This is a genomic window from Rhodococcus sp. MurmanLake-1 (genome assembly GCF_056945715.1).
Map to the genome: position 1 here is coordinate 1 of NZ_JBWZNF010000020.1, position 20,279 is coordinate 20,279.

Consider the following 20,279-nt stretch of genomic DNA (forward strand, 5'->3'; position numbering starts at 1 on the left):
GGTGCATTCCCCAATGCATCGGCATCAGCGGTTCCCTCACCCACACCCACCCCGGGTGAGGGAACCACCACCGATCGTGGTCCCGGACCAGTACCCGCAACGACGTCGAATAGTGTTCCCGCACCGCAAGAATCAACGCCGGTGGTGACGCCCGCCGGTCTCGGTGAAGGCGACGGACGTGACCGCTACCTCGAACTTGTGTTGGTCGGCGCGGCAGGTTTCACTGCCGCCGGTATCGGAGTGCGGGGGAGGCCCGGACCGTTCAGTGCGCGTGAGAGCGGGAAGGTCACTCCGCTACCGCAGACGTCGATGAGCGGTCTCGGATCGGGTGGGATCTTCCGCCCCGGCTACGAGGAATTGACGGTGGTGTGGCCTGGTGGTGCGGAGCAGACGTTCGATCTTCTCAACGGGCCGGAATCACCTCGTGAGTACTACTTCCCGAAGAAGGTTCCCCCAGGTGGTCATATGCGTGTCAACGCAGACGGCTCCGCTGACATCCTCGACGTGAACGGCGCTGTGGTCTCGCATGAGGCTCCGCCGTGGGCGTACGACGCTCTGGGCCGTCCGGTGCCGACATGGTACGAGGTCGCCGACGACGGAACCACCCTGATTCAGCACATCGAACCCGGACCGGATGTGCTGTATCCGATCTTCGCGGACGGCCTCGACGGCGGCACCAACGAGGCCACCGGGCATCAGATCTCTGCGGTCGAACTGCCGAACGGGCAGGAAGCGATCACGGGACAGCCCGGCGGTATCGCGGTGGTGGGAACCCCCGATGACGGCCACTCGGCGTACGTGCCGAACCCGGAGACGATGAAGCCGGATGTCCCGATGACCGTCGATCAAGGTGACGGCACCACCAACAACTACACCAAACCTGGTGATTCGGCCGGTGCAGGGTTGGAGGTCAGCACGGTGCCCACCACGCAGGCTCTGGACACGATGGCCGCCGAGCAGGAGCACGCGAACCAGGAAGCCGCAGCCGCGGCCGAGCAGGCGGCCATCGACCGCGAAATACTCGAAGCAGAACGCGAGACAAGTGAACAGGAGGACGAACCGGGTCTGGCGCGGCGGGTATGGGACAACGTCTGGGATTTCGGCGACGAAGCCCTCGATGTCACCGGCCACGCTGCCGGGGCCTTCGCGCAGGCGATGCTCGACAATCCGGCCGCCGCCGCATCGATTGTCGGTGGAATGATACTGGCCGGTCTGGGCGGCACGGTGGAGGGCGGGGGCGTCTTGCTCGATGCGACCGGTATCGGACTACCGGCCGGGTTGGCGCTCAACGCTGTTGGTGCCGCGGCGATCGCAGGCGGCGCCGCCTTCGCGGGTGCTGGGATGGTCGAGGTCGCCCCCGACATCGCAACCAACTTCGAGGCCCGCCGCTCCGGGAATGGAACTTCCGGTAATTCGGGCAGTACCCCGAAACCGAGTCCTAGCGCGCAAACCGCACCCAATGGGGAGATGCTAGGCCAGAGCGGAACACAACTACCCGGCAGCAGAACCATGACCGACAAGATTCCACCGAACGGCCCGTACTATCGGATCGATATCGAAAACCCTGCCCCAGGCGTGCGGGCTGGACAGATGCACTTGCAGGATGATCGCGGTGGGAAGTACTACTACAACTTCAACACCCAAGAATTCGAAGGCGCACCCCAGTCTTTGATCAAGAAGATCCAGGGCGACAACGCCTACCAGAACGCGTTGAACAAAGGCGCACGCTTCCTAGGAGTGAACTGATGTTGGTCGAAAGCAAGCCCTGGCCGAGTATGCCTGCCCTCGACCTGGAAGTTCACGCGCCTCGGCTGGTCACGGGGCAGGAGATTCGTGTCATTGGAGTTTCCTTCGGCTCAGAAGGTGATTCCCTTGTCATCGATGCCCTTCTATGTGGTGCGCCCAGAATCTTGTTCAACGTGGCGTCGATGCCGTTGGCAGTGGTGTCCAAGGAATCGGATGGGCATCCGATCGTCTATGGCGTCGACGGAATGCTCCCCGACGGCGGTATCGACGAAATCCCCCCATTGCCGGGGCTTCCCGACGGGCCGATGTCCTTGTACCGCGCTGGGCTGGTGTTGGGCGGTGACTTCCGCGTCCAAGCACAGACCCACCGTGTGGTGGACTCGATCGTGTACTTCTCGCTGCACTGCCGCATCGAGAACGGGGCGCTGGTGAACTACGACGTCGCCTCCGTCGCGGTCGATCTCATCCGCCGCCGTCCCGACGATGCACTCGACATCAACGTCGTCGACACCACCGACGCCGGAGACACCCACGCGCAATAGTCCCAGATTGGCCCCCGAAAACTGTTGCGACGGAGTAATTTCGATGCTCACTAGAGGAGAACGCGGATGCTAATTTTCGGAACACGCACGAAAACAACCTTCATCGCGGCACTGTTCTTCACCTGCCACCTGTGCCGGCTCACCGCCGCGCAGCGCCTGCACCGCCGCCGCACCTGGTTCACCCTGTTCTTCCTCCCGATCTTCCCGTTCGGACACGGTCAGGACTACATGGCCTGCGCACACTGCGGACAAGCCACCGCTCTCGCTCGCCCCGATGCCGAACGATTCGCCGCCGACGCCGCACACTACGAAGCCCAGCGCCGAAGCACCGAAACACTCCGCTGACATGGTTGTACCACAACACGATTGGCCGCACAGACCAGTCCGTTGATGAGATGAAGACCAGCTACAGCGGGGTCGAATCAAAGAATGGAGCGAACGCGATGATTGTCCCCACGCTCGGAGGACTACTGCTCGGGGTCTACGTCCTCGTGTACCTCATCCGTCAAGGCTCCTACAAAAATCTCTGGTCAGAACGATGGCAGTGCCCCAATGCGTAGTCTTCACGCCATGGATATTCGGTACAACGTCGTGGTGCAGACGGAATCGTCGGGCATAGACCTCTATGCGTTCGCGGCTGAGTACGTCCATGAATGCTTCCTGGACGGGTGCTCAGTCGTCCGCGCCCAGTACCCCGACGGCGACATCGAATACATCGCGTCAAATCGGTACGACCGGCCGCTGCGCTGGGAGCGGCGAACCGTCGACGGTGTCACTGAGGTGATGTGCACAGATGTCGTGCTCCGCGAGTTCGCTCCTGATGTCGATGTACGAGTTGCGACTGCCGAGGATTTCGAACAACAAGCCGCCGACGGAGACGACAAGTCGGTGCCCAGGTGAGTGAAGACATAGACCCCGAGACAGCCGAACTGCTTCAGCGGGCGATTGACGACGTCACACCAGAAGATATCGAGCGGACCGTGTCAAAGCTCCGAAAGTTTCAGGCGGAGAAACGGCTCCTTTTCCCCTCAGCTGGAGTTCCACAACAATTCATCGACAAGAGCATCGACTACCTGATCAACGAGATTCGCACCAATAAGCCAAAGTTCAGAGTCAGAGGCCAAGACGATCTGGACCCTGACTGATTCAAGCCTCTAGGTCATCTGCCGGATGCGGGGGAGCGCGTGGGCGAGTTGTTCGAACAGGTCCGGCCAGCCGCGCCGCAGCCAGGTCAGACGGCCGTGTTGGAGATGGTTTCCGTCGATGACGTGGGAAACCCGTTGGCGCTGTTCGGGAACCCCGAGGGATGCCAGTTTCGCGTAGACGGGATTGACCGGTAGATCCTCTCGCCGAACGAACGACCAGACGTCGCGGGTACTCCAGTTCCAGATCGGCCCGTACGCGATCGTCCCGTCGGCGCGTTCGACAATCCCGCCGCGCCGGCCACCACGGGTGTACATCGCGCGTCTGCCGGCGGATTCGTCCGCCCGCACACCCCACAGCTCACCCGACCCGAACAGCTCGTGCGCCTTCTTGGCGAGGCTTCCGATCAGCACCTCGTGCAGATCGAGCAGCACGGTGGGGTCGGGAGCGCGGTGGTCCCACAGACCGGATGAGACGAGTACGTCCAGTAGCGGCGGATCTGCCGGTAACCGGTGCAGATCCAGGGACCATGTCTGTGCGAGGTGGCGGATGTAGTCGTAGGTTTCGGGGTATTCGAGACCGCTGTCGAAGAACACCACCGGCACATCCGGTTCTACCCGGCGCACGAGGTCGAGGACGACGAGGGAATCCTTGCCGCCGGAGAACGCGACGTACCCGTCGTGGCGGCGCAGGTGCTCGGAGATCTGCTCCCCGATCTCGGCCAGCGCCTGCGCGTCAGTGCGAGCGGTGGTCGGCCGCAGTGCCTGCAGGCGCGTCAGGTCGAGGCCGGGATCATCGCCGCGAGAGGTCACCAGACCACAATAGAACCGAATCCCCGCCCACACCGGCCCACTGCGCCGGCCCTTTCAACACATCGGATGTTCATGACCGCTCTCGCCGTCGCCGCTGCCGCGTACACGGGCGCGGTCGAGCGCCCGTACTCGCCGCACCGGTCCCCGGATGGTTGCGCGCGCTGCGCCGGCAGCACGGAGACGATGACCCCGACCGGGCAGGTGGTCTCGCGCAGGTTCACCGGCTACGAAACCTGGACGAACCTGCCCAGCCGCGTCCTGTGCGAAGTCTGCGTGTGGGCATACCGGCACCTGCCGCTGCGCAGCTGCGCACACATCGTCACCGCAGACCCGCCCACCATGCTCGAAGCTTCACCGGCACAGCTGCGGAAGGTCTTGTCGCAGGCCGCTACCGGCCGGGATCGCGGTCACCGTCCCCGCGCCCCTGTGGCGCAAACACCTCCTCCCCGACGCCCACTGGGGGCAGATCAACGTCGACGGAGCGAACATCACCTGGCGCACCGACGACGCACAACGTCTGGAAGTGATGTGCACACTACGAGAGGTCGGGTTCACCGAGCGGGATCTCCGGGCGCCAGCGCCGCCGCACCGAGTGCTCCGCACCATCGAACACAGGCTATGGGCTCAGATATTGGGCGACTGGCAGACTTTGGCCCCATGGCGCAGCGCCCCGTCATGGTGGACCGTCGCGGCCCGAGCCAGCGAACCCGACCACACACAAACATGAACGACAATGGGTAAGGCCCGGTCGAGACCGACCCGGGCGAAACAGGGGAGGAGCACCGCTTCGTGAACGGCCGAAACGTAGGTGCGAGAACCAAACACAGCGGTACCGGGGCGGAGACAACTCGATGACCGCCACTGCACCGGCGGCGGCGACGGAGCGGTGGCTGCCGCAGCGCCGTTCCTGCCCAGGCCCCTCGACCCCGATGCCGCGATCGCCGATCGTCTGATCTTGTTGCTGCACTACGGCGTCGACCGATCGGAGAACAACTGGATCTCCACTCGAAGCGGCGACTACTACTGGAATCAGTATCTTCCCGAACGGATCCAAGACGCCGCCTACACGAGCGGAGGGAACCTGAACCGGTGGTGGACGAAGGTGTCCGGGCACCTGGGATCCACACCCAGGACTCGGGCGCAGGAAATCGAATTGGCGGTCCTGCTCGCCACCGAACATCCGAAAGGTGTCCTGCAGGCGATGCGCGATCAAACCGCCGCACTGACTTTGCGCACGAAGATCATCACCGACGCTGTCCGCTCAGCCCGCACCCCCACCACCGACGAGGATGGCCGGTGAGCATCAGCCGCGTCTGGGAAATCGAGATGGTTGCCCGATCACCGATTTCTCACCAGGGTGAAACCATCGGCGGCACTGCACTGTTTCGGCGCACGAAGATCATCCAGCCAGACGGATCAATCGAACTCGTGCCCGTGGTGTCCGGGAACTCTTTCCGCGGGGTGCTGCGCCGCATCGGGGAAGAAATGCTGCGCGATGTCCTCGGCTACGACAACCAACTTCCGCTGCCCGTCGCACACACCCTGCGCAACGGCGGCTCGATCGTGAAGAGCAAAGCCGAGCCCGTCACCGGACGACGACTCAACGAGCTACGCGAGCTGGTTCCCCTGCTCAGTGTCTTCGGCGGCGCGGTCGGAGCCGTCCCGATCAGCGGCTGCCTACGCGTGGGTCATGTGGTGCCGATCGTCACCGAAGCCTCACCGGTGCTTCGCTTCGACTACGAGGGCCCGTTGCCGAGCAGCTTTGACGTCGAAGCCCGCGAAAGCTACAGCCACCTCGACGACGTGAGTACCGCCCGCGACAACCCCCTCCCGTCGACAGGGAACACTACGTCGCCGTTGATGCGTTACGACATCGAAACGCTCTCCCCGGGAACGAGGTTCGAGTCCTGGGTCCAACTTGACCGCGGCAGTGCGCTCGACGAAGCATTCACCGCGGACGTCCTCACCGAGTTCGCTCGGCGAGGGTGGCTCGGCGGCAGGTCGGCCATCGGCCACGGCCACGTCGGCGCCGTCATCACCCCTGACCCCGCCGACGGTATCTACCTCGACTGGCGCGCCATGGTCGCCGCCAAGAAGCACTAGACATGCTGCGCGCTCTACCAGCTTGAAGGTTCCGCCGGCCGCTGGGACAGTTTCGAGGGGAATCCGCAGGGTCGCGAGGTGCCGAACCGAGGGATAGGAGACGATCAGGTGGTGTAGTCCGCGTTGATGCGGATGTACCCCTCGGTTAAATCGCATCCGTACACGGTCCATGTTCCGTGTCCGATGCCGAGGTCGACATTGATGTGGACTTCTTCACCTGCGAGGTGTTTGCGCACCGATGTGAGATCGACGCCGGCACTGGTGGGGGGATACACGGTGTGATCGCCGAAGCTGACTTGCACTTTGGCGGGGTCGATGGTGCGTTCGTCCTGACATTTTCCGATCGCCATGACCACGCGCCCCCAGTTGGGGTCTTCTCCGTGCACCATCGTTTTCACCAATGGTGAGTTGACGATCGTCTTGGCTACCGTCCGAGCTTGAGGTTCTGTGTTCGCTCCGGTGACTGTGACTTCGATGAGTTTGGAAGCGCCTTCCCCGTCGCGGGCGATCATTTTCACCAGGTCGGTGCATACTTCGGTGAGCGCTTGGTGGAACTCAATCAGATCGACTGCCCCTGCCGCTCCGTTGGCGAAGATGGCTGCTGTGTCGCTGGTGGAGGTATCGGTATCGATGGATACCGAGTTGTAGGTCCGTTGCACCACGTCGCGAAAGATGTCGTCGAGTTCCTGCTCGGGTACTTCTGCGTCCGTGTAGATGAAGGACAGCATGGTCGCCATGTCGGGTTCGATCATGCCGACGCCTTTGGCGATTCCGAGGATGGTCGCTTTTCCAATTTTTCTCGATGAAATCTTCTCGCGGGTGTCTGTTGTCATGATTGCTTGCGCTGTTGCGTGGATGTCGAACGATGAACCTGTGGGGGGCAGGGCGTCGAATCGGGTTCGGATCGTGTCCATGGGGTACTGGAGACCGATCACTCCGGTCGAGGCAATGATCAGCTCGTCCGGGGAGATGCCGGCGAGGCGGGCAGCGCGTTCTCGTACTTCGAGTGCATTGCGGAGGCCCTCGTCGCCTGTGGCGACGTTGGCGTTCTTCGCGAGTACGACGTTTCCGCGTGCGGTGCGGCCCGCTGCTATCGGGCGGCTGATTTCGACGCAGGGTCCAGCGAAGAGTGAGCGCGTGAACACTGTCGATGTCGTGCAGGGTCGTGTCGATACGACCATGGCGAAATCGTTGCGGTCAGCCGTTGCCAAGCCCAGATTCGTTGTCCACGAGCGGAAACCGAGGGGTGCCCTGTGCTCGATCATGTCTGCTCCCATGTTTGTGTCACCTTTTTCGTTCGATCACCACTCGGTCGTGCGCGCCCACGCCAGGAGGGCCTGGCGGTTCGGTTTTCCGACCGCCGTTTTCGGCCAGTCTGACATGTAGTAGACGTGTGTCGGTTCACCGAGTTCTGCAACTAGGGCATCGACTTTCTCCCGAGGGTCTGCCGAGGTCGACTGAGGGGTGAGTCGGCAGAAAACAGTGATGAGGTGGTGGGGGTTGGCCGACGGCGCGAATACGACAACTTCGTCGATTCCGTCGACCAGGCTGATCGTGTCGACGTATTCACTGGCAGAACGCACGGTGTCGTTGTCGTCGATCCACACGTCGTCACTTCGTCCCAATACCGCGAGAGTTCCGTCGGCGGCGACGCGTACGGCATCTCCACTGGCGTACCAGCCGCCGGAAAAGGCTGATGTCGTTCGCTCGGTGTCCGCCCAATAGGCCGTAGCCAAATGTGTTCGGCGGAAGTACGGTTCGCCGATCTGATGTCGGGTGAAGTTGATGCCGGGGAGTGGGCGAATCTTCATGTCGACGCTCCCCATGGGTGTCAACGCGGGCCGGGTTTGTAGATGCGTGCTCAGATCCGCGCACATGATCCCGGCCTCTGTGGCGCCGTACAGACGCTTGAGCGTCACCCCGCACCGGTTGAACAGGCCCTGGGCTGCGCCCGCCGAAAGCAGGGCGCCGCCGGTGAAGGCCGTGGTCAAATGCGCTCCCAGTACCGTCGAAGCAGCAGGCGAGGACGAAATCGCCTCGTAATGGGCGGGAAGAGCACTCATGTAGGTGGCGTGGTGGTGTGTCAGACGGTCGAGGGTGCGGACTGGATCGAATTTTCCCGGTACATGCACCATCGAAGCTCGGGCGCACAAAGTCGCCAGCAGGTGAACGTCAACGCCGTGGGCAAAATCGAGGGGATGAATATTCAGTACGATGTCGTGGTCTCCGAGTCCTACCTCTTCGGTCCATGTGCGTCGATCGCCGAGAAGGTCAGCTTCGGTCCAGTACACCCATTTGGCTTCTCCGCTCGATCCTGAGGTTTCCAGGATTCGTCCGCGAGGGTGTGGTGATGGTGGTCGGTTGGGCGGCTCGTCCGGCCGGTGAACGAGAACTGAATGATCGATGTCGACGACGGAACGCAATGAAGGGCCGATGTCAGGGGGAATCGGCGTGCGGGTGATTGCGTGCCAGCTACCGTCGATATCAGCGAGTCGCCGCCAGGTCGCCTCGGGCCGTCTGGTCGATAGATGTATCCCGCCTGCCGCCATGACCGCGAGCAGTATTGCGGCGTGTTCGAAGGCTGATTCCACGAAATCGACGGCAACGACCTCGCCCTCGTCGATGAGGGGGTCGAGGACATCGCGCCATCGAGTCGCGGCGTGCACGAGTTGACCGTAGGTAAATGCCCGATTCCCCTGAAGGAGAGCGACAGACGCTGGATCGGCATGATGGACGAGGTCGTTGAGGAATCCGGGCATGGTCGATTCAGACATTGACTTGTCCTCGCAGGAGATGCCGGTGCCCACCCGGTGCGATTTCCGTGCGTCCGTGCAGTACTCGTTCGTTGTCCAACACGAGAATGTCACCTTGTTGCCACTGATGGACGTAGAAGCTGTCGAGGCTCCTCAAGTATTCGTTCAACGCTGTGAATGAGTGCGCACTCGACTCCACGGTTTGACCGGGAAGACGTACGTGCCAGCCGCCGTTCGTTGTTCCCGTGAACGGCATCGCGATGTTCAGCCGAACATCGCCCTCGCGGGTTTGCGTCGTTGTGGGAATCGACATCCACCGGTTGGCTACGTCGGGGAAGTGCGAGGCGTCGGTGACGTAGTACTCCCACGTCGTCGTCAACAGCGCGCGTATCGAGGGCGGCGCATTGTCGATGACGTCGGACTGTTTACAGATTTCCGTGCATCCTGACCCGGATGGCTGATCGATCCGATGGCAGTACAGGATGATGTATTTCGGTGACGCATCGACCAAGGTTCCATCGGTGTGCAGGGGGAGCGAGCTTCGCCCTGTCACTATCTTGTCGGGTCGAGGACTCGCATCAAGGTCGAGTAACCCGGCGGTGCCGGTGCCGAAGCGGTGACTGGACAGGTCCCCGATCGCTGCCACCGTCTCCGCGAACTCCTCGCGGGTCAGATTGAATCCCTCGGCAAGCGCGTATCCGTGTTCCGAAGCATGCAGCGCCAACGCTTTCCCCAAATCTTCGGGGCAGGCAGGACCGGGGAGGGCTGCGGGCGGTCGACTCGTCATATCGCCGGCTGCGAATCTTGAGTGCTGTTGTGCATCAATTGTTCCCATGTCCGGGCGCAATGATCTTGCAGAGTGCGGCCGATATGCCGCTCCAGCCCACCGACGAGACCAGAACCCTCCTGGATTGCTACCTTCTCGCCGTAGGCCGTGGTGTGAGGGAGGCGATAGCTTGCGAGCCGGCGCAGGTAGTACTTGTCGATTCCCTCGAATTTTTTCAGCGCGGCAGGCACCGATAATTGCGTGTGGATCATGTAGGGACTCCAATAGGGATGGAAGATCCGCGGTCCGCTCTCGAATTCGGCGGTCGACATCAGCCCCGACGCGCTGGTGGTGCGAACGCGATCGCCGATATCCGAACTCGTGCCCGCCATACCGATATCGCTGCGTGCATTGAGCAGGTCGCTTCCCAGCCCCGTGACAAGGTCCGCGCCGCGGGCTGCCGCCAATTCGAAAGAGATCGTGATAAGCAGATGGATAGAGATGATTTCTGCGTCGGAAGTCTGGAGTAGACGCATGCACCGGGGGATTGCCGCCTCTAGTTCCTCCGCTGTCACGTCGATGATCTCCAGAGGTATGGCGACATGGTCGGCCGTACGTGTGGCGCCCTCAATTTCATTGCCCCACGGTGTACGGAGGGTCAGGGCCACGGCATCCGCGTGTTCTTCTTGTAAATGTGAGGCCAACAGCCCCGAGTCCACTCCGCCGGACAAGAGCAGTCGCAGTGGACGTCGCCGCGCGACGATCTGACGTATCTCGTAACGCAATGCGGTATCCACATCGGCAATGGCATGTTCCAGGGCGTTGCGTTGGTGTACTTCCTGAACATCGGCGGGAGGGTATTTCGGTAGGAGCTTCCATTCGCCCTCGTGTACGGCGATGATGGCGCCGGGAGGAACGACCGTGACGGCAACGTCATGGAATTCAGGACAAGTGGCGAAAGCCGCCAACACGTTGTTGGTGAGGATCCATTGTGATGGTGATCGGGTGAGAAGGAATAGTCGCCACTCCCCGTAAGGCGGCGCCGCGAAGGCCATGCGGCCTGTCGCGATACCGGCTACCCCGAATGAGGTGATGTCTCCGCGTACATCGACGCGGTTGTTGTGACCGTGAATGAGGAAATTGGCGGCCGGTTCGGTCACCGATCGGCCCCGATAACGGTGCGCATCTTTTGCTGGGCTGCGTCACCGGACGCAAAGCCTGCACGGTGTCCGGAAATTGCCTGAATACGGGCTTCTTCCATTGCCAACAAGAGATCGTGGTTGCTGAATGCTTTGGTCCGGGTGAAGGGGACACTCTGGTACGCCGCGAAACTCGTCGCACGTTCGATGCCAACCTGAAGTGGTGTCGACGTACCAGGGTTGATCAACTCGTCCACCAAACCGTCTGTCAAAGCTTCGTCACCCACCCAGGCATCACAGCCGATGATCATGCGATTGGCGACGTGCGGAGAGACTCGCGAGCGAAGCAGTGGGACACCCAGGATGCACGAGATGCCGAGTTTGAGTTCAGGCATCCGCAGATCGGCCGTTGGGGTCGCCACACGCCAGTCTGCGCACAGTGCCAACTGCAGGCCTATTCCGATACAGAAACCATCGATCACTGCCACGGTCGGCTTCGGACACGCAAGGACACTTCGGTACATGTCGACGCAAGCATCGATCCATCGACTGACCTCACTGCCACCTGTGAATGTGCTGACTTCGTTGAAGTCGCCGCCGACCCCGAACGAGCGCCCGTCGCCCGCGTGCAGGACAAGGGCTTGGATCTCTGGATCTTCGGCCACGCTACTGACCTGAGCGGCAAGATTTTCCATCTTTTCAGTCGGAAAGGTGTTGTGCCCGTCGCCGTCGAACTCGAGCACTGCGATGCCGTCCTCGACGTATGTACGCCCGCCGTTATCGGACCCAACCGTTCGCCGTTCGGTTCGCACGGCTCGAGGGGAAGATGTGTGGGTCGTCATGTCATTTCCTAATTTCATGTGGCTTTCAAAGCCAACGGTCGATGGTGGGCGTGACGAAGGTGGGTTGCCTTCCCGACCTCGACAGACAATCGAGACAAGAGCATCGACAGATCGCGCGATCCACGGCGCGATGTAGTTGGGGGCCATTGTTGAAGAACAGACCCGGCCCACCTTCGAAGTGAGGATGACCGGATCGGCTCGGGCAGAAATTCCGGTATCGACGCACCTTGATCACTGCCAAGTTCGCATCGTTGCGGTGCTGCACACTCACGTCTGGCAAGGTACGGCGGTGAAGACCCTCCAGCCGCATGCTGATCCGTCGTCCATGCCGGCCGCACTTCTACGGTCGCCGCATGGACATGGACAGACAGCGACAATGTGGGTCTTTGTCGCGGTTCGGGAGATTCGGCAGGGGGTTGTGAGGAGGGGTTAGTGGACGGAGGCTTGTACAGAAGAGCGAGATTTGTACTCCGCCAACCGCTTCCGGGTGTAGAGATCAGTTCCCCAGCGTTCGTCCGATTGCGAGAGGCGTTTGTGTGCGAGTATTTCATCGACCAGTGAATAGAACTGGGCGAGTGCGACTGCCGCGGTCCGTGAAGCGAGACTTATCTCAGTCTCATCGTTGTGAATTCGAAAACGTGAGACGTCGATGATCGTACCTGCGTCGATGGAGTTGTTGATGAAATGGCAGGTCGCCCCGAACTCCTCCAAGCCGTCGTCGAGACCGTAGCGGTAGCCGCCGATCCCTCGATATTGTGGGACTGACGGATGAAAATTGATCGCATACTCGCCGACTTTCGTCAGCATCGACTCGGGGATCAGGAAATCCGACTTGAAGGAGAACAGCAAGTCGGCACCAGACCAATCGTGAAACGAACGAGTATGAGGATTGCCGTAGTCCCACGGATACCATTGCACCGATTCGAACCGGTTTTCGAGGTAGTCGTGCGCGTGCCCACTCCATTCGGAGCTGTCCGAGATCAGCAGTACGGATCGAGGATCCATGAGCGGTCCCCTCACCGTGCTGCCGATACGGTGCCGGACCGAGATGACAGCCGCGAATGATCTACCAACGGCAGTGCCCACGCATAAGCGAATCCGGCTCCGGCAGCGTGATCGAATGTGTCCGATTCCTCGTAGTCTGCAAGCGCGGTGTTGTACCGCGAAAACAACTCCGACCGTCGTGCAACGCAGTGGCATCGGCCTTTGAACAACTCGACTGTAACTTCTCCGGTGAGTCGCGGCGCCAACTGTTCGCAGAGACCGTCAAGAGCTCGCCGAAGATCGCTGAACCAGTAGCCGTAGTAGACCAATTCGCCGTAGCGGTCAGCGATCGAACGTTTGAAATGCAGAGTCTCTCTGTCGAAGACGAGCGACTCGAGATCTCTGTACGCGGCGTGAAGGACTGTCGCAGCGGGACTTTCGTATACGCCGCGGCTCTTGAAACCGACAATACGGTTCTCGAGTATCTCGGTGCGGCCCACGCCGTGCCCGGCGGCGATGATATTGAGTTCCTCGACAAGCGCAACCGGATCGAGTTCGCGACCGTTCAGCGAAATGGGGATGCCTTGCCGGAATTCGATCCGCACTTGCTCAGGGAAATTGGCGGCCTCGATCGGATCGGTGGTGATTTGCCAGGCATCGCGTGGTGGGGCTTGATCGACGTTGTCCAGGTCGCCGCATTCGATGCTTGTCCCCCAGATGTTCGTGTCGATGCTGTACGGGGATGTCTTGCTGGCCCCTATGTCGATGCCATGTTTGTCGGCGTACTCGATCTCGCTGCGTCGTGATGTCAGTTCCCAGTCGATGACCGGTGAGAGGACCGTCAATGTCGGATCGAGCGCTCGAACCGATGTATAGAATCGGACCTGATCGTTGCCCTTGCCCGTGGCGCCGTGTGCGACCATCCTCGCGCCGGTGTCCGCGGCGATCTCGACGAGTCGCTGCGCGATCAGCGGCCGCGACAGCGGGGCTGCGAGAAAGTACTTTCCTTCGTATACGGCTCCAGCGGCCAATCCCGGCAGTGCGAATTCTCGAAGGAATCTTGCCCGCACGTCTTCGACGATCACATCCGATGCCCCTGCCCGCTTCGCGCGGTCGGCGACGTCGGCGAGGTCCTCTACTTGGCCGAGGTTTGCGCAGTAGGCGATAACGTCGGTGTCGTACTTTTCGCGTAACCAGTGCAATGCGACTGATGTGTCGAGTCCACCCGAGTATGCAAGGACAATGGTCATGATTCCCCCTGTGATGATGTGGTAGCGAGGGTGTTTCCGGTTGCACTCGCTACGAGGTCCTTGGCTTTCTTCGCGGTGGCGGACCTTGCTTCAATGAGTAGATTCGCCTTTTCTTCGGCCCACGACCGGATGTCTGCGACCTGGCGTAGTCCGATCACCCGCTGTTCACGGACGCGAGTCGGTGACGTTGCCCCCGGCGACTCGTAACTTGTGAGGGTGTTGACCGGGTCGAACAAGTCAGCGAGCGCTTCCGCGCTTATCACTATCTGATTGCGCATTTCGAGTAGTTTCGAAGCCATCTCGCAGTCGTGGAGGGTCAACTTCTCCTTGATGAGATCGCTGACGAGTTCCCCGGTGATTTTGTGGGCGGTACGGAATGGAATGTCGTGCTCGGAAACGAGGAGGTTGGCCAATTCGGTAGCAGTCGAGAAATTGGTCCAGCACAGTTCCAGACCACGGCCGGTATTGAAAACCATGGTGTCGTTCTGCTCATGACATACGCGCAGCGTGTCCAGGTAGGAGTCGAGTGCACCCCAATAGACGAATTTGTCTTCCTGCAGATCGCAGCTGTACCCCAAACCGACCGATTTTTCCATGACCAACAACTGGATCAACGCCCCGACCGATCTGCCGGTCTTACCTCGCGCAAGTTCGGCTACGACCGGATTCTTTTTCTGAGGCATGATCGAACTGCCGGTGGCGAACGAGTCGTGCACATCGACGAGTCCGTATTCGTTGGAGCTCCAGGTAACGATCTCCTCTTGCATCCGGGAGATGTTCGTTGCTGCAATGGCGACGGCGGCGGCGATTTCCACCGTCCAATCCCGCGTCGATGTCGCATCGAGCGCGTTCACGAGTGGTCCGTCGAACCCGAGTAGTTCCGATGTCATTTCTCTGTCGAGCGGAAACGATGTGCCGGCCAGTGCACACGAGCCCAACGGACTGAGATTGACCCGGCTCCACGCGGCCATGAGCCGTTGCGCATCGCGCAGCAACGCCTGGGCGTGCGCGGACTTCCAGAAAGCCACCGAAATGGGCTGTGCACCTTGGCTGTGGGTGTAGCCAGGGATGACGGCATCGAGGTCGCTGTCAGGTGAGTCGAGCAAGCTGGACGCGAAGTCTGCAAGCGATGCCACTGCTTCGAGCAACCACTCACGACTCACCATGCGCGCATCGGTCTGGACTTGGTCGTTGCGCGAACGGGCAGTGTGCATCCGCCCGCCGGCGTCTGCACCGATTCTCGAGATCAACATCTGCTCGGTATTGAGATGTACATCTTCGAACTGCACATCGAGTTCGAGTCGACCGTTGGCACATTCATCGGCCAGTTCGAGCAACCCTTCGATGATTGCCCGGGTCACGTCGGGGTCATTGATTCCTTGCTCGCCGAGCATCAAGACATGAACGATGTTCTGCCAGAGGTCGTGTTCGAGCATCCGAGTATCGACTGACACTGTCTCGGTGTATCTGAGCACGCTTTCCGTGATATCGGAGGCAAAGCGCCCTCCCCACAGCTTTTGACTCACGATTGCGCTTCCTTCTTGGTTGTTGGTTGGGATTATTCGAGGGCGACACGAACTCCGAGGCCGATGAGAAATGCACCGAGTGCGCGTTCGACCCAGGCCAGAGTCTTTCGATTGCTGAGAAATGTGCGTGCACGGTCGGCGAGATAGGCGTAACCCGACAACGCTGCTATCGCGATAGCGAGCTCGATGGACATGAATACCAGCGACCAGTGCAGAACATTGCCGCCCTCTGGGATGAACTGTGGAATCAACGCGAGGTAGAACGCACCCATCTTGGGATTGAGCAGGTCGGCATACAACCCCGTTTTGAATGCCTCCCACTTGCCTCGCGGCCGTAGATCCGGCGTGGACCCGCTGAGGTCGAGGCTTCCCGATTTCCTGATGCTCTGCACGCCCAGATACACGAGGTAGATCGCTCCCGCGATCTTGATGGCTTCGAAAACGGTCGGGAGGCGCTCGAGTACTCCGGACAGGCCCGCTGCGGCAGCGATCCCCCATGCCAGCGACCCTGATGCCGCCCCCAACGCGACTGCGATGCCGTACGCAGTCCCCGACGTCAGGGACTGCCGAATGGAGAGGACCACATCGGGGCCGGGTGTGACGCCGAAAACCAATGCCACCAAGGCGAATTGGACGACGGCATGTTGATTCACACCCGCAACTCTAAGTGCGGCACATGCATGAGTAAAGTTAATACAAGTGCGTCAACTTAAGGAAAACTAATGATCGAGTCGATACGCCTGCAAGCTTTCACCGCGATCTGCGAGACGGGTTCTTTCGACAAGGCCGCAGCACGGTTGCACATCACCCCGTCAGCGGTCAGTCAACGGATGAGTGGGCTCGAACGCGAAGTCGGGCAGGTGCTGATCGTTCGTGCCCGACCCGTCCGAGCCACGGCTGCAGGACGAGTCCTCCTCGGATTCGCTCGTCAGAGCGCGTTGCTCTACACCGATGTCCTGAAGCAAATCTCGCCGGAGACGGAAGGAACCACCGAGGGTCGTGCGCGGATGTCCGTGGCCATCAACGCCGACTCGATTTCGACATGGTTTCAACCTGCCCTCGCGGCGATAGCGGCAGAAGGGAAATTTTTGATGAACCTGCATGTCGAAGACCAAGATCACACAGCACAACTGCTCACCGAAGGAAGTGTCATGGCGGCTGTGGCAACGACTGGCCAACCCGTTCCTGGATGCAAGGTCCAACCACTCGGGGGGATGACGTACTGGACCGCGTGCGCACCACATCTGATCTCGGGACGTGACGAAGTCACCGACGCGGATCTGAGTACCTTGCCCATGCTGCGTTTCGATCTCAAAGACGACCTACAACATACGATGCTCCGCAGATTGGGTATCACGTCCGAGCCGCCGACGCATTTCATTCCGTCCAATCACGAGTTCCTGACCGCGGTCCGCCTGGGTCTCGGATGGGGTGTTCTTCCTCGCGCCCAGATCCAAGGGGATATTGATTCCGGGCGCCTCATTCGGTTGATTCCGACAGAAACTGTGGTGGTCGACCTTTTCTGGCAATGCTGGCGCATGCAATCGCCTGCCCTGCAACATCTGACGGACCTCGTGTTCAACGCAGCCCACGAACACCTCGAACCACCCAGAACTCGTCACTGAACGTCGACTACGGCCAGTGTCCGTCATCGCCGCTCGACCCGGAAATGTGGGATCGGCACCGCTGTTCCCGTGAAGGCGGCGGGTAAGTGAGGAGTGAATTAGGTTGCGGCGTTGGCGATTCCGGCGATGAGGAAGTCGATGCCTATTTCAAATCGACCGTCGCTGTTCTCGTCCAGAAGTGATCCGTGCCCCTCAAAGTGAGCCATCTATATGAGAGGTGAGGCAGAGTGATCCATAGGAGGTCACAGTGCCCAAGTCGTATCCAAACTCAGTCCGGCGACAGATCTCGCACCGTCTGCGAAGTGGTGACACAGTCGCCGATGTCGCTACGGAAACCGGCATATCGGCGGCGACGTTGTTTCGGTGGAAAGACCAAGCCCTGATCGATGCGGGGGTGCGGGACGGTGTACCGAGCACCGAGTCCGACGAGCTCGCATTGGCCCGCGCCCGCATCGCTGCACTCGAAGCTGAACTCGCATTGACTCGCGATGCGTGCGCCTTGTTCGACGATCAGTCGGTGGTGCCCCCAAAAGGAAGATCGCGATCGTCGAAGGACTGATCACACGAGGACATTCCGGGAGATCGGCATGTCGTATAACGGGTTTGAGCAGATCGACATTTCATGCGCACCGTCGCCGGCCGGTCTCCAATCGGCGAGTACGGCGCATCATCGTGGCCGACACGATCGAAAAAATCTACCAACGATCGCGCGGAACCTACGGGAAACGACGTATCCGGGCCGAGCTGCTCGATACGTACGAAATGAATGTCAATCACAAGCTGGTGTCGGCGATCATGACCGAACTCGGTATCGCTGGGTTGCCTCGTCCGGGCAAGCGGAAACCGAACCTGCTGGGCGTCGAAACCCTCTCTGACCGGGTCAATCGCGGTTTCACGGCAAGTCGGCCGAACGAATTGTGGTTCACGGATATTACGGAGCATCCCGCTCGTGACGGAAAGGTTTACTGCTGTGCGATTTTGGACTGTTTCAGCAAGATGATCGTAGGTCGTTCCTTCTCCACGACTGCCGATACCGCACTGGTCAACAATGCGGTGAACATGGCCGCGCAGGAACGGATCCGTTGGGAGGCAACGATCTTGCATGCCGATCATGGTCCCCAGTTCACGTCGTGGGGGTTCGGTGAGAATCTGCGGAGGTGGGGGTTGCTCGAGTCTTTCGGGACGGTCGGTGATTGCTTCGATAATGCTGTCATGGAGGCATTCCGGGGGCGGTTGCAGACGGAATTATTGAACACGAAGAAGTGATCGACCACGCTGGAACTGACTGCAGCCATGGCCGATCACATCGACAATTTCCACAATGCTGAACGGCGCCACAGCTATCTCGGCAACATCAGCCCGATCGAGTATGAGAAGCTCTGGGCAGACATCCAACCGTACCCCCAGCTCTCATCACGCTGGTGCACTACTGGGGCACACATCATGCGGGTCACTTCACGGGGGTCATGCCACTCCGTGGCTAGCGTGCGGGTGATGTGGACGATTTGCTGTTGTATTACAGCCGCCCCGAGGTGTGTCGTTTTCTGTTTGACGATCCGTGGACGGTCGAGCATGCGCGGAAGGTGGTGGCGCGGAGGGTTTTGTGCCGAAGCCTGGGCGATGGTGATCTGGCGCTTGTCGTCGAGTTCGAGGGTCGGGTGGTGGGCAATGTGGGGGCGTGGTTGATCGAGGGGTGCGAGCATTCTGCGGAACTGGGGTGGGTGTTTTCCCGGAGGTTGCGGGGAGGGGGTTCGCGAGGGAAGCGGTGACCGTGTTGGTTGATTTGGTGTTCGCAGTGTCGTCGCTGCATCGGGTGAGGGTGCAGATGGATGCGCGAAACGATGCTTCTGCTCGGCTGGCACGTCGTGTGGGAATGCGGCGGGAGGCCCATTTCCGGGAGGATGTGTGGGTCAAGGGTGAGTGGACGGTCACGGTGGTGTTCGCTGTGCGTGCTGACGAGTGGCCGCCGACGACATCGTGCTGAGAAGATGGCGGTAATCGGAAGGGAGTGGGCCGTGAGGTCGGTTGTTGGTGTGGTTGTTGCGTTCGCCGCCGCAGTCTCGATAAGTGCCTGCAACGCAGTGGCGCCCGAAACAGTGCCGAGTTCGGTTCCTCGGGATGCGTCGCCCACCAGCGTTGTACATGCGTTTTTGGATGCGTTGAATGCGCATGATGTGGAGGCGGCGAAGCGTTTGCTGAGTCCTGAGTTCGAGCAGCGCATGGAGAGCAGTGCGGGTAGTTGGTTCACCAATATCGTCAGTATCACGAATGTCGAGGTCGGGGGTCCGGTGCCGCAGGTTCCTGAGGGTAACGGGATGTCGGGGTACCAGCAGGGCGTTCAGGTCGTGACTCATTTCGATTTGGAGCAGCGGACTGTCGTGTCGATGCACAATGGTTCTACTTCGTGGGGGTACATGCTCGCCCGCGAGTCTGACGGTGACCCTTGGCTCATTGTCAGTCAGGGAATGGGGTAGCGCTCGAAATCAACTGATCCATCTGTCACGGATGTGTCGCCGAAACGCCGATCGAGGACTTCACCCGGATCCTGAACCCGCGGCAATCGGCCGCATGATGCGGGTGCTGGGTTAGCGCCGTGGGGTAGACCGTCGGTTCGTTTCGTCGAGTTCTCAGGGACCGCCTTGGAGCATGTACGGGACGAACATCCCGTTCGTTCCTTGCGCGAGGACGGTGACGGGTTGGCTGGTGGTGACGGGCTGTCCCGGCCGAATTGCGGTGTACAGGTCGATGTTCTCGTCGTCGAGGTGGTCGACTTTCGAGTAGTCGTATCCACTCGCAGATCGTGGCATGTCGGCGACGGGGTCGCCGTTGCGGTTGTAGTGCCGGTGATGGTAGGTGAGACTGATCGGGAATCCGTCACCGGGTGTCCGGTGACGCGCGTAGTAGAGACCGCCGTAGAGGGACACCACGACGAGTGTTCCGGCGATCACAAGCATGACGAACGCTGCGACGGCGTTCGTCGGCCACAACCGTCTCCCTTTGCGCATGCACGAAGTATGGCGAACAGTAGGCACTTCCGTCTGGCGGGTT

The 20,279-nt window shown here is 60.6% G+C and carries 21 protein-coding genes and 2 pseudogenes; 12 read left to right on the forward strand and 11 right to left on the reverse strand.

What is annotated here, in order from left to right:
- The 5 genes and pseudogenes from AC2ETI_RS30410 to AC2ETI_RS30430 all read left to right on the forward strand — a co-directional run.
- Positions 1 to 1,746: pseudogene (locus AC2ETI_RS30410) on the forward strand (hypothetical protein); the annotation flags it as partial.
- On the forward strand, positions 1,746 to 2,288 hold the full coding sequence (locus AC2ETI_RS30415) for a hypothetical protein (RefSeq protein WP_483634814.1): 543 nt from the start codon (positions 1,746 to 1,748) through the stop codon (positions 2,286 to 2,288). The pseudogene AC2ETI_RS30410 and the gene AC2ETI_RS30415, both read left to right, overlap by 1 nt.
- A 66-nt stretch (positions 2,289 to 2,354) precedes the next feature.
- Positions 2,355 to 2,633 carry a zinc-ribbon domain-containing protein gene (locus tag AC2ETI_RS30420; protein WP_483634815.1) on the forward strand — a complete coding sequence of 93 codons (279 nt, stop codon included), beginning with the start codon at positions 2,355 to 2,357 and terminating at the stop codon, positions 2,631 to 2,633.
- 225 nt (positions 2,634 to 2,858) lie between these two features.
- Positions 2,859 to 3,188, forward strand: coding sequence for a hypothetical protein (locus AC2ETI_RS30425; RefSeq protein WP_483634816.1), 330 nt, complete (start codon positions 2,859 to 2,861; stop codon positions 3,186 to 3,188).
- A complete protein-coding gene (locus AC2ETI_RS30430; RefSeq protein ID WP_483634817.1) occupies positions 3,185 to 3,433 on the forward strand; it encodes a hypothetical protein in 249 nt (82 codons plus the stop codon). Before AC2ETI_RS30425 ends, AC2ETI_RS30430 begins: the two co-directional genes overlap by 4 nt.
- Before the next feature lie 9 nt (positions 3,434 to 3,442).
- Here AC2ETI_RS30430 and AC2ETI_RS30435 read toward each other — a convergent pair whose 3' ends face one another.
- Positions 3,443 to 4,243, reverse strand: a complete 801-nt coding sequence (locus tag AC2ETI_RS30435) for a phosphoadenosine phosphosulfate reductase domain-containing protein (RefSeq protein WP_483634818.1) — start codon at positions 4,241 to 4,243, stop codon at positions 3,443 to 3,445.
- Positions 4,244 to 5,051: 808 nt separating this feature from the next.
- Here AC2ETI_RS30435 and AC2ETI_RS30440 point away from each other — a divergent pair.
- Positions 5,052 to 5,543 carry a hypothetical protein gene (locus AC2ETI_RS30440; RefSeq protein WP_483634819.1) on the forward strand — a complete coding sequence of 164 codons (492 nt, stop codon included), beginning with the start codon at positions 5,052 to 5,054 and terminating at the stop codon, positions 5,541 to 5,543.
- Entirely contained in the window at positions 5,540 to 6,346 is an 807-nt protein-coding gene (locus AC2ETI_RS30445; protein ID WP_483634820.1) for an RAMP superfamily CRISPR-associated protein, read from the forward strand. The genes AC2ETI_RS30440 and AC2ETI_RS30445 overlap by 4 nt, the downstream gene beginning before the upstream one ends.
- Positions 6,347 to 6,450: 104 nt before the next feature.
- Here AC2ETI_RS30445 and argJ read toward each other — a convergent pair whose 3' ends face one another.
- The 9 genes from argJ to AC2ETI_RS30490 all read right to left on the reverse strand — a co-directional run bounded on the left by argJ (position 6,451) and on the right by AC2ETI_RS30490 (position 16,259).
- On the reverse strand, positions 6,451 to 7,623 hold the full coding sequence (gene argJ / locus AC2ETI_RS30450) for a bifunctional glutamate N-acetyltransferase/amino-acid acetyltransferase ArgJ (protein WP_483634821.1): 1,173 nt from the start codon (positions 7,621 to 7,623) through the stop codon (positions 6,451 to 6,453).
- A gap of 24 nt (positions 7,624 to 7,647) precedes the next feature.
- Complete coding sequence (locus tag AC2ETI_RS30455; protein ID WP_483634822.1) at positions 7,648 to 9,120, reverse strand: class I adenylate-forming enzyme family protein; 1,473 nt, start codon at positions 9,118 to 9,120, stop codon at positions 7,648 to 7,650.
- Entirely contained in the window at positions 9,113 to 9,886 is a 774-nt protein-coding gene (locus AC2ETI_RS30460) for a TauD/TfdA family dioxygenase (protein WP_483634823.1), read from the reverse strand. The genes AC2ETI_RS30455 and AC2ETI_RS30460 overlap by 8 nt, the downstream gene beginning before the upstream one ends.
- A complete protein-coding gene (locus AC2ETI_RS30465; RefSeq protein ID WP_483634824.1) occupies positions 9,883 to 11,025 on the reverse strand; it encodes an asparagine synthase C-terminal domain-containing protein in 1,143 nt (380 codons plus the stop codon). Before AC2ETI_RS30465 ends, AC2ETI_RS30460 begins: the two co-directional genes overlap by 4 nt.
- Entirely contained in the window at positions 11,022 to 11,846 is an 825-nt protein-coding gene (locus AC2ETI_RS30470) for an enoyl-CoA hydratase/isomerase family protein (protein WP_483634825.1), read from the reverse strand. The genes AC2ETI_RS30465 and AC2ETI_RS30470 overlap by 4 nt, the downstream gene beginning before the upstream one ends.
- A 429-nt stretch (positions 11,847 to 12,275) precedes the next feature.
- Positions 12,276 to 12,851 carry a formyltransferase family protein gene (locus tag AC2ETI_RS30475; RefSeq protein ID WP_483634826.1) on the reverse strand — a complete coding sequence of 192 codons (576 nt, stop codon included), beginning with the start codon at positions 12,849 to 12,851 and terminating at the stop codon, positions 12,276 to 12,278.
- A gap of 11 nt (positions 12,852 to 12,862) precedes the next feature.
- Positions 12,863 to 14,080, reverse strand: a complete 1,218-nt coding sequence (locus AC2ETI_RS30480) for an argininosuccinate synthase (protein WP_483634827.1) — start codon at positions 14,078 to 14,080, stop codon at positions 12,863 to 12,865.
- Positions 14,077 to 15,606, reverse strand: a complete 1,530-nt coding sequence (argH, locus tag AC2ETI_RS30485; protein WP_483634828.1) for an argininosuccinate lyase — start codon at positions 15,604 to 15,606, stop codon at positions 14,077 to 14,079. The genes AC2ETI_RS30480 and argH overlap by 4 nt, the downstream gene beginning before the upstream one ends.
- 32 nt (positions 15,607 to 15,638) lie before the next feature.
- Positions 15,639 to 16,259: a LysE family translocator gene (locus AC2ETI_RS30490; protein ID WP_483634829.1), complete on the reverse strand. Its 621-nt coding sequence runs from the start codon at positions 16,257 to 16,259 to the stop codon at positions 15,639 to 15,641.
- Between the two features lie 69 nt (positions 16,260 to 16,328).
- Here AC2ETI_RS30490 and AC2ETI_RS30495 point away from each other — a divergent pair, with 69 nt between their 5' ends.
- From AC2ETI_RS30495 to AC2ETI_RS30515, 5 genes and pseudogenes are all read left to right on the forward strand, one after another.
- Positions 16,329 to 17,231, forward strand: coding sequence for a LysR family transcriptional regulator ArgP (locus AC2ETI_RS30495; RefSeq protein ID WP_483634830.1), 903 nt, complete (start codon positions 16,329 to 16,331; stop codon positions 17,229 to 17,231).
- Between the two features lie 247 nt (positions 17,232 to 17,478).
- The gene (locus AC2ETI_RS30500) at positions 17,479 to 17,790 is read left to right on the forward strand and encodes a transposase (RefSeq protein WP_483634831.1); all 312 of its coding nucleotides are present in this window, start codon (positions 17,479 to 17,481) and stop codon (positions 17,788 to 17,790) included.
- Complete coding sequence (locus AC2ETI_RS30505) at positions 17,724 to 18,497, forward strand: IS3 family transposase (protein ID WP_483634832.1); 774 nt, start codon at positions 17,724 to 17,726, stop codon at positions 18,495 to 18,497. The genes AC2ETI_RS30500 and AC2ETI_RS30505 overlap by 67 nt, the downstream gene beginning before the upstream one ends.
- A gap of 230 nt (positions 18,498 to 18,727) precedes the next feature.
- A pseudogene (locus tag AC2ETI_RS30510) lies at positions 18,728 to 19,215 on the forward strand (GNAT family N-acetyltransferase).
- A 31-nt stretch (positions 19,216 to 19,246) separates the two neighbouring features.
- Entirely contained in the window at positions 19,247 to 19,705 is a 459-nt protein-coding gene (locus tag AC2ETI_RS30515) for a hypothetical protein (protein ID WP_483634833.1), read from the forward strand.
- A 153-nt stretch (positions 19,706 to 19,858) separates the two neighbouring features.
- Here the strand turns inward: AC2ETI_RS30515 and AC2ETI_RS30520 are convergent, their stop codons facing one another.
- Positions 19,859 to 20,236, reverse strand: coding sequence for a hypothetical protein (locus tag AC2ETI_RS30520; RefSeq protein ID WP_483634834.1), 378 nt, complete (start codon positions 20,234 to 20,236; stop codon positions 19,859 to 19,861).
- Positions 20,237 to 20,279 lie beyond the last annotated feature (43 nt).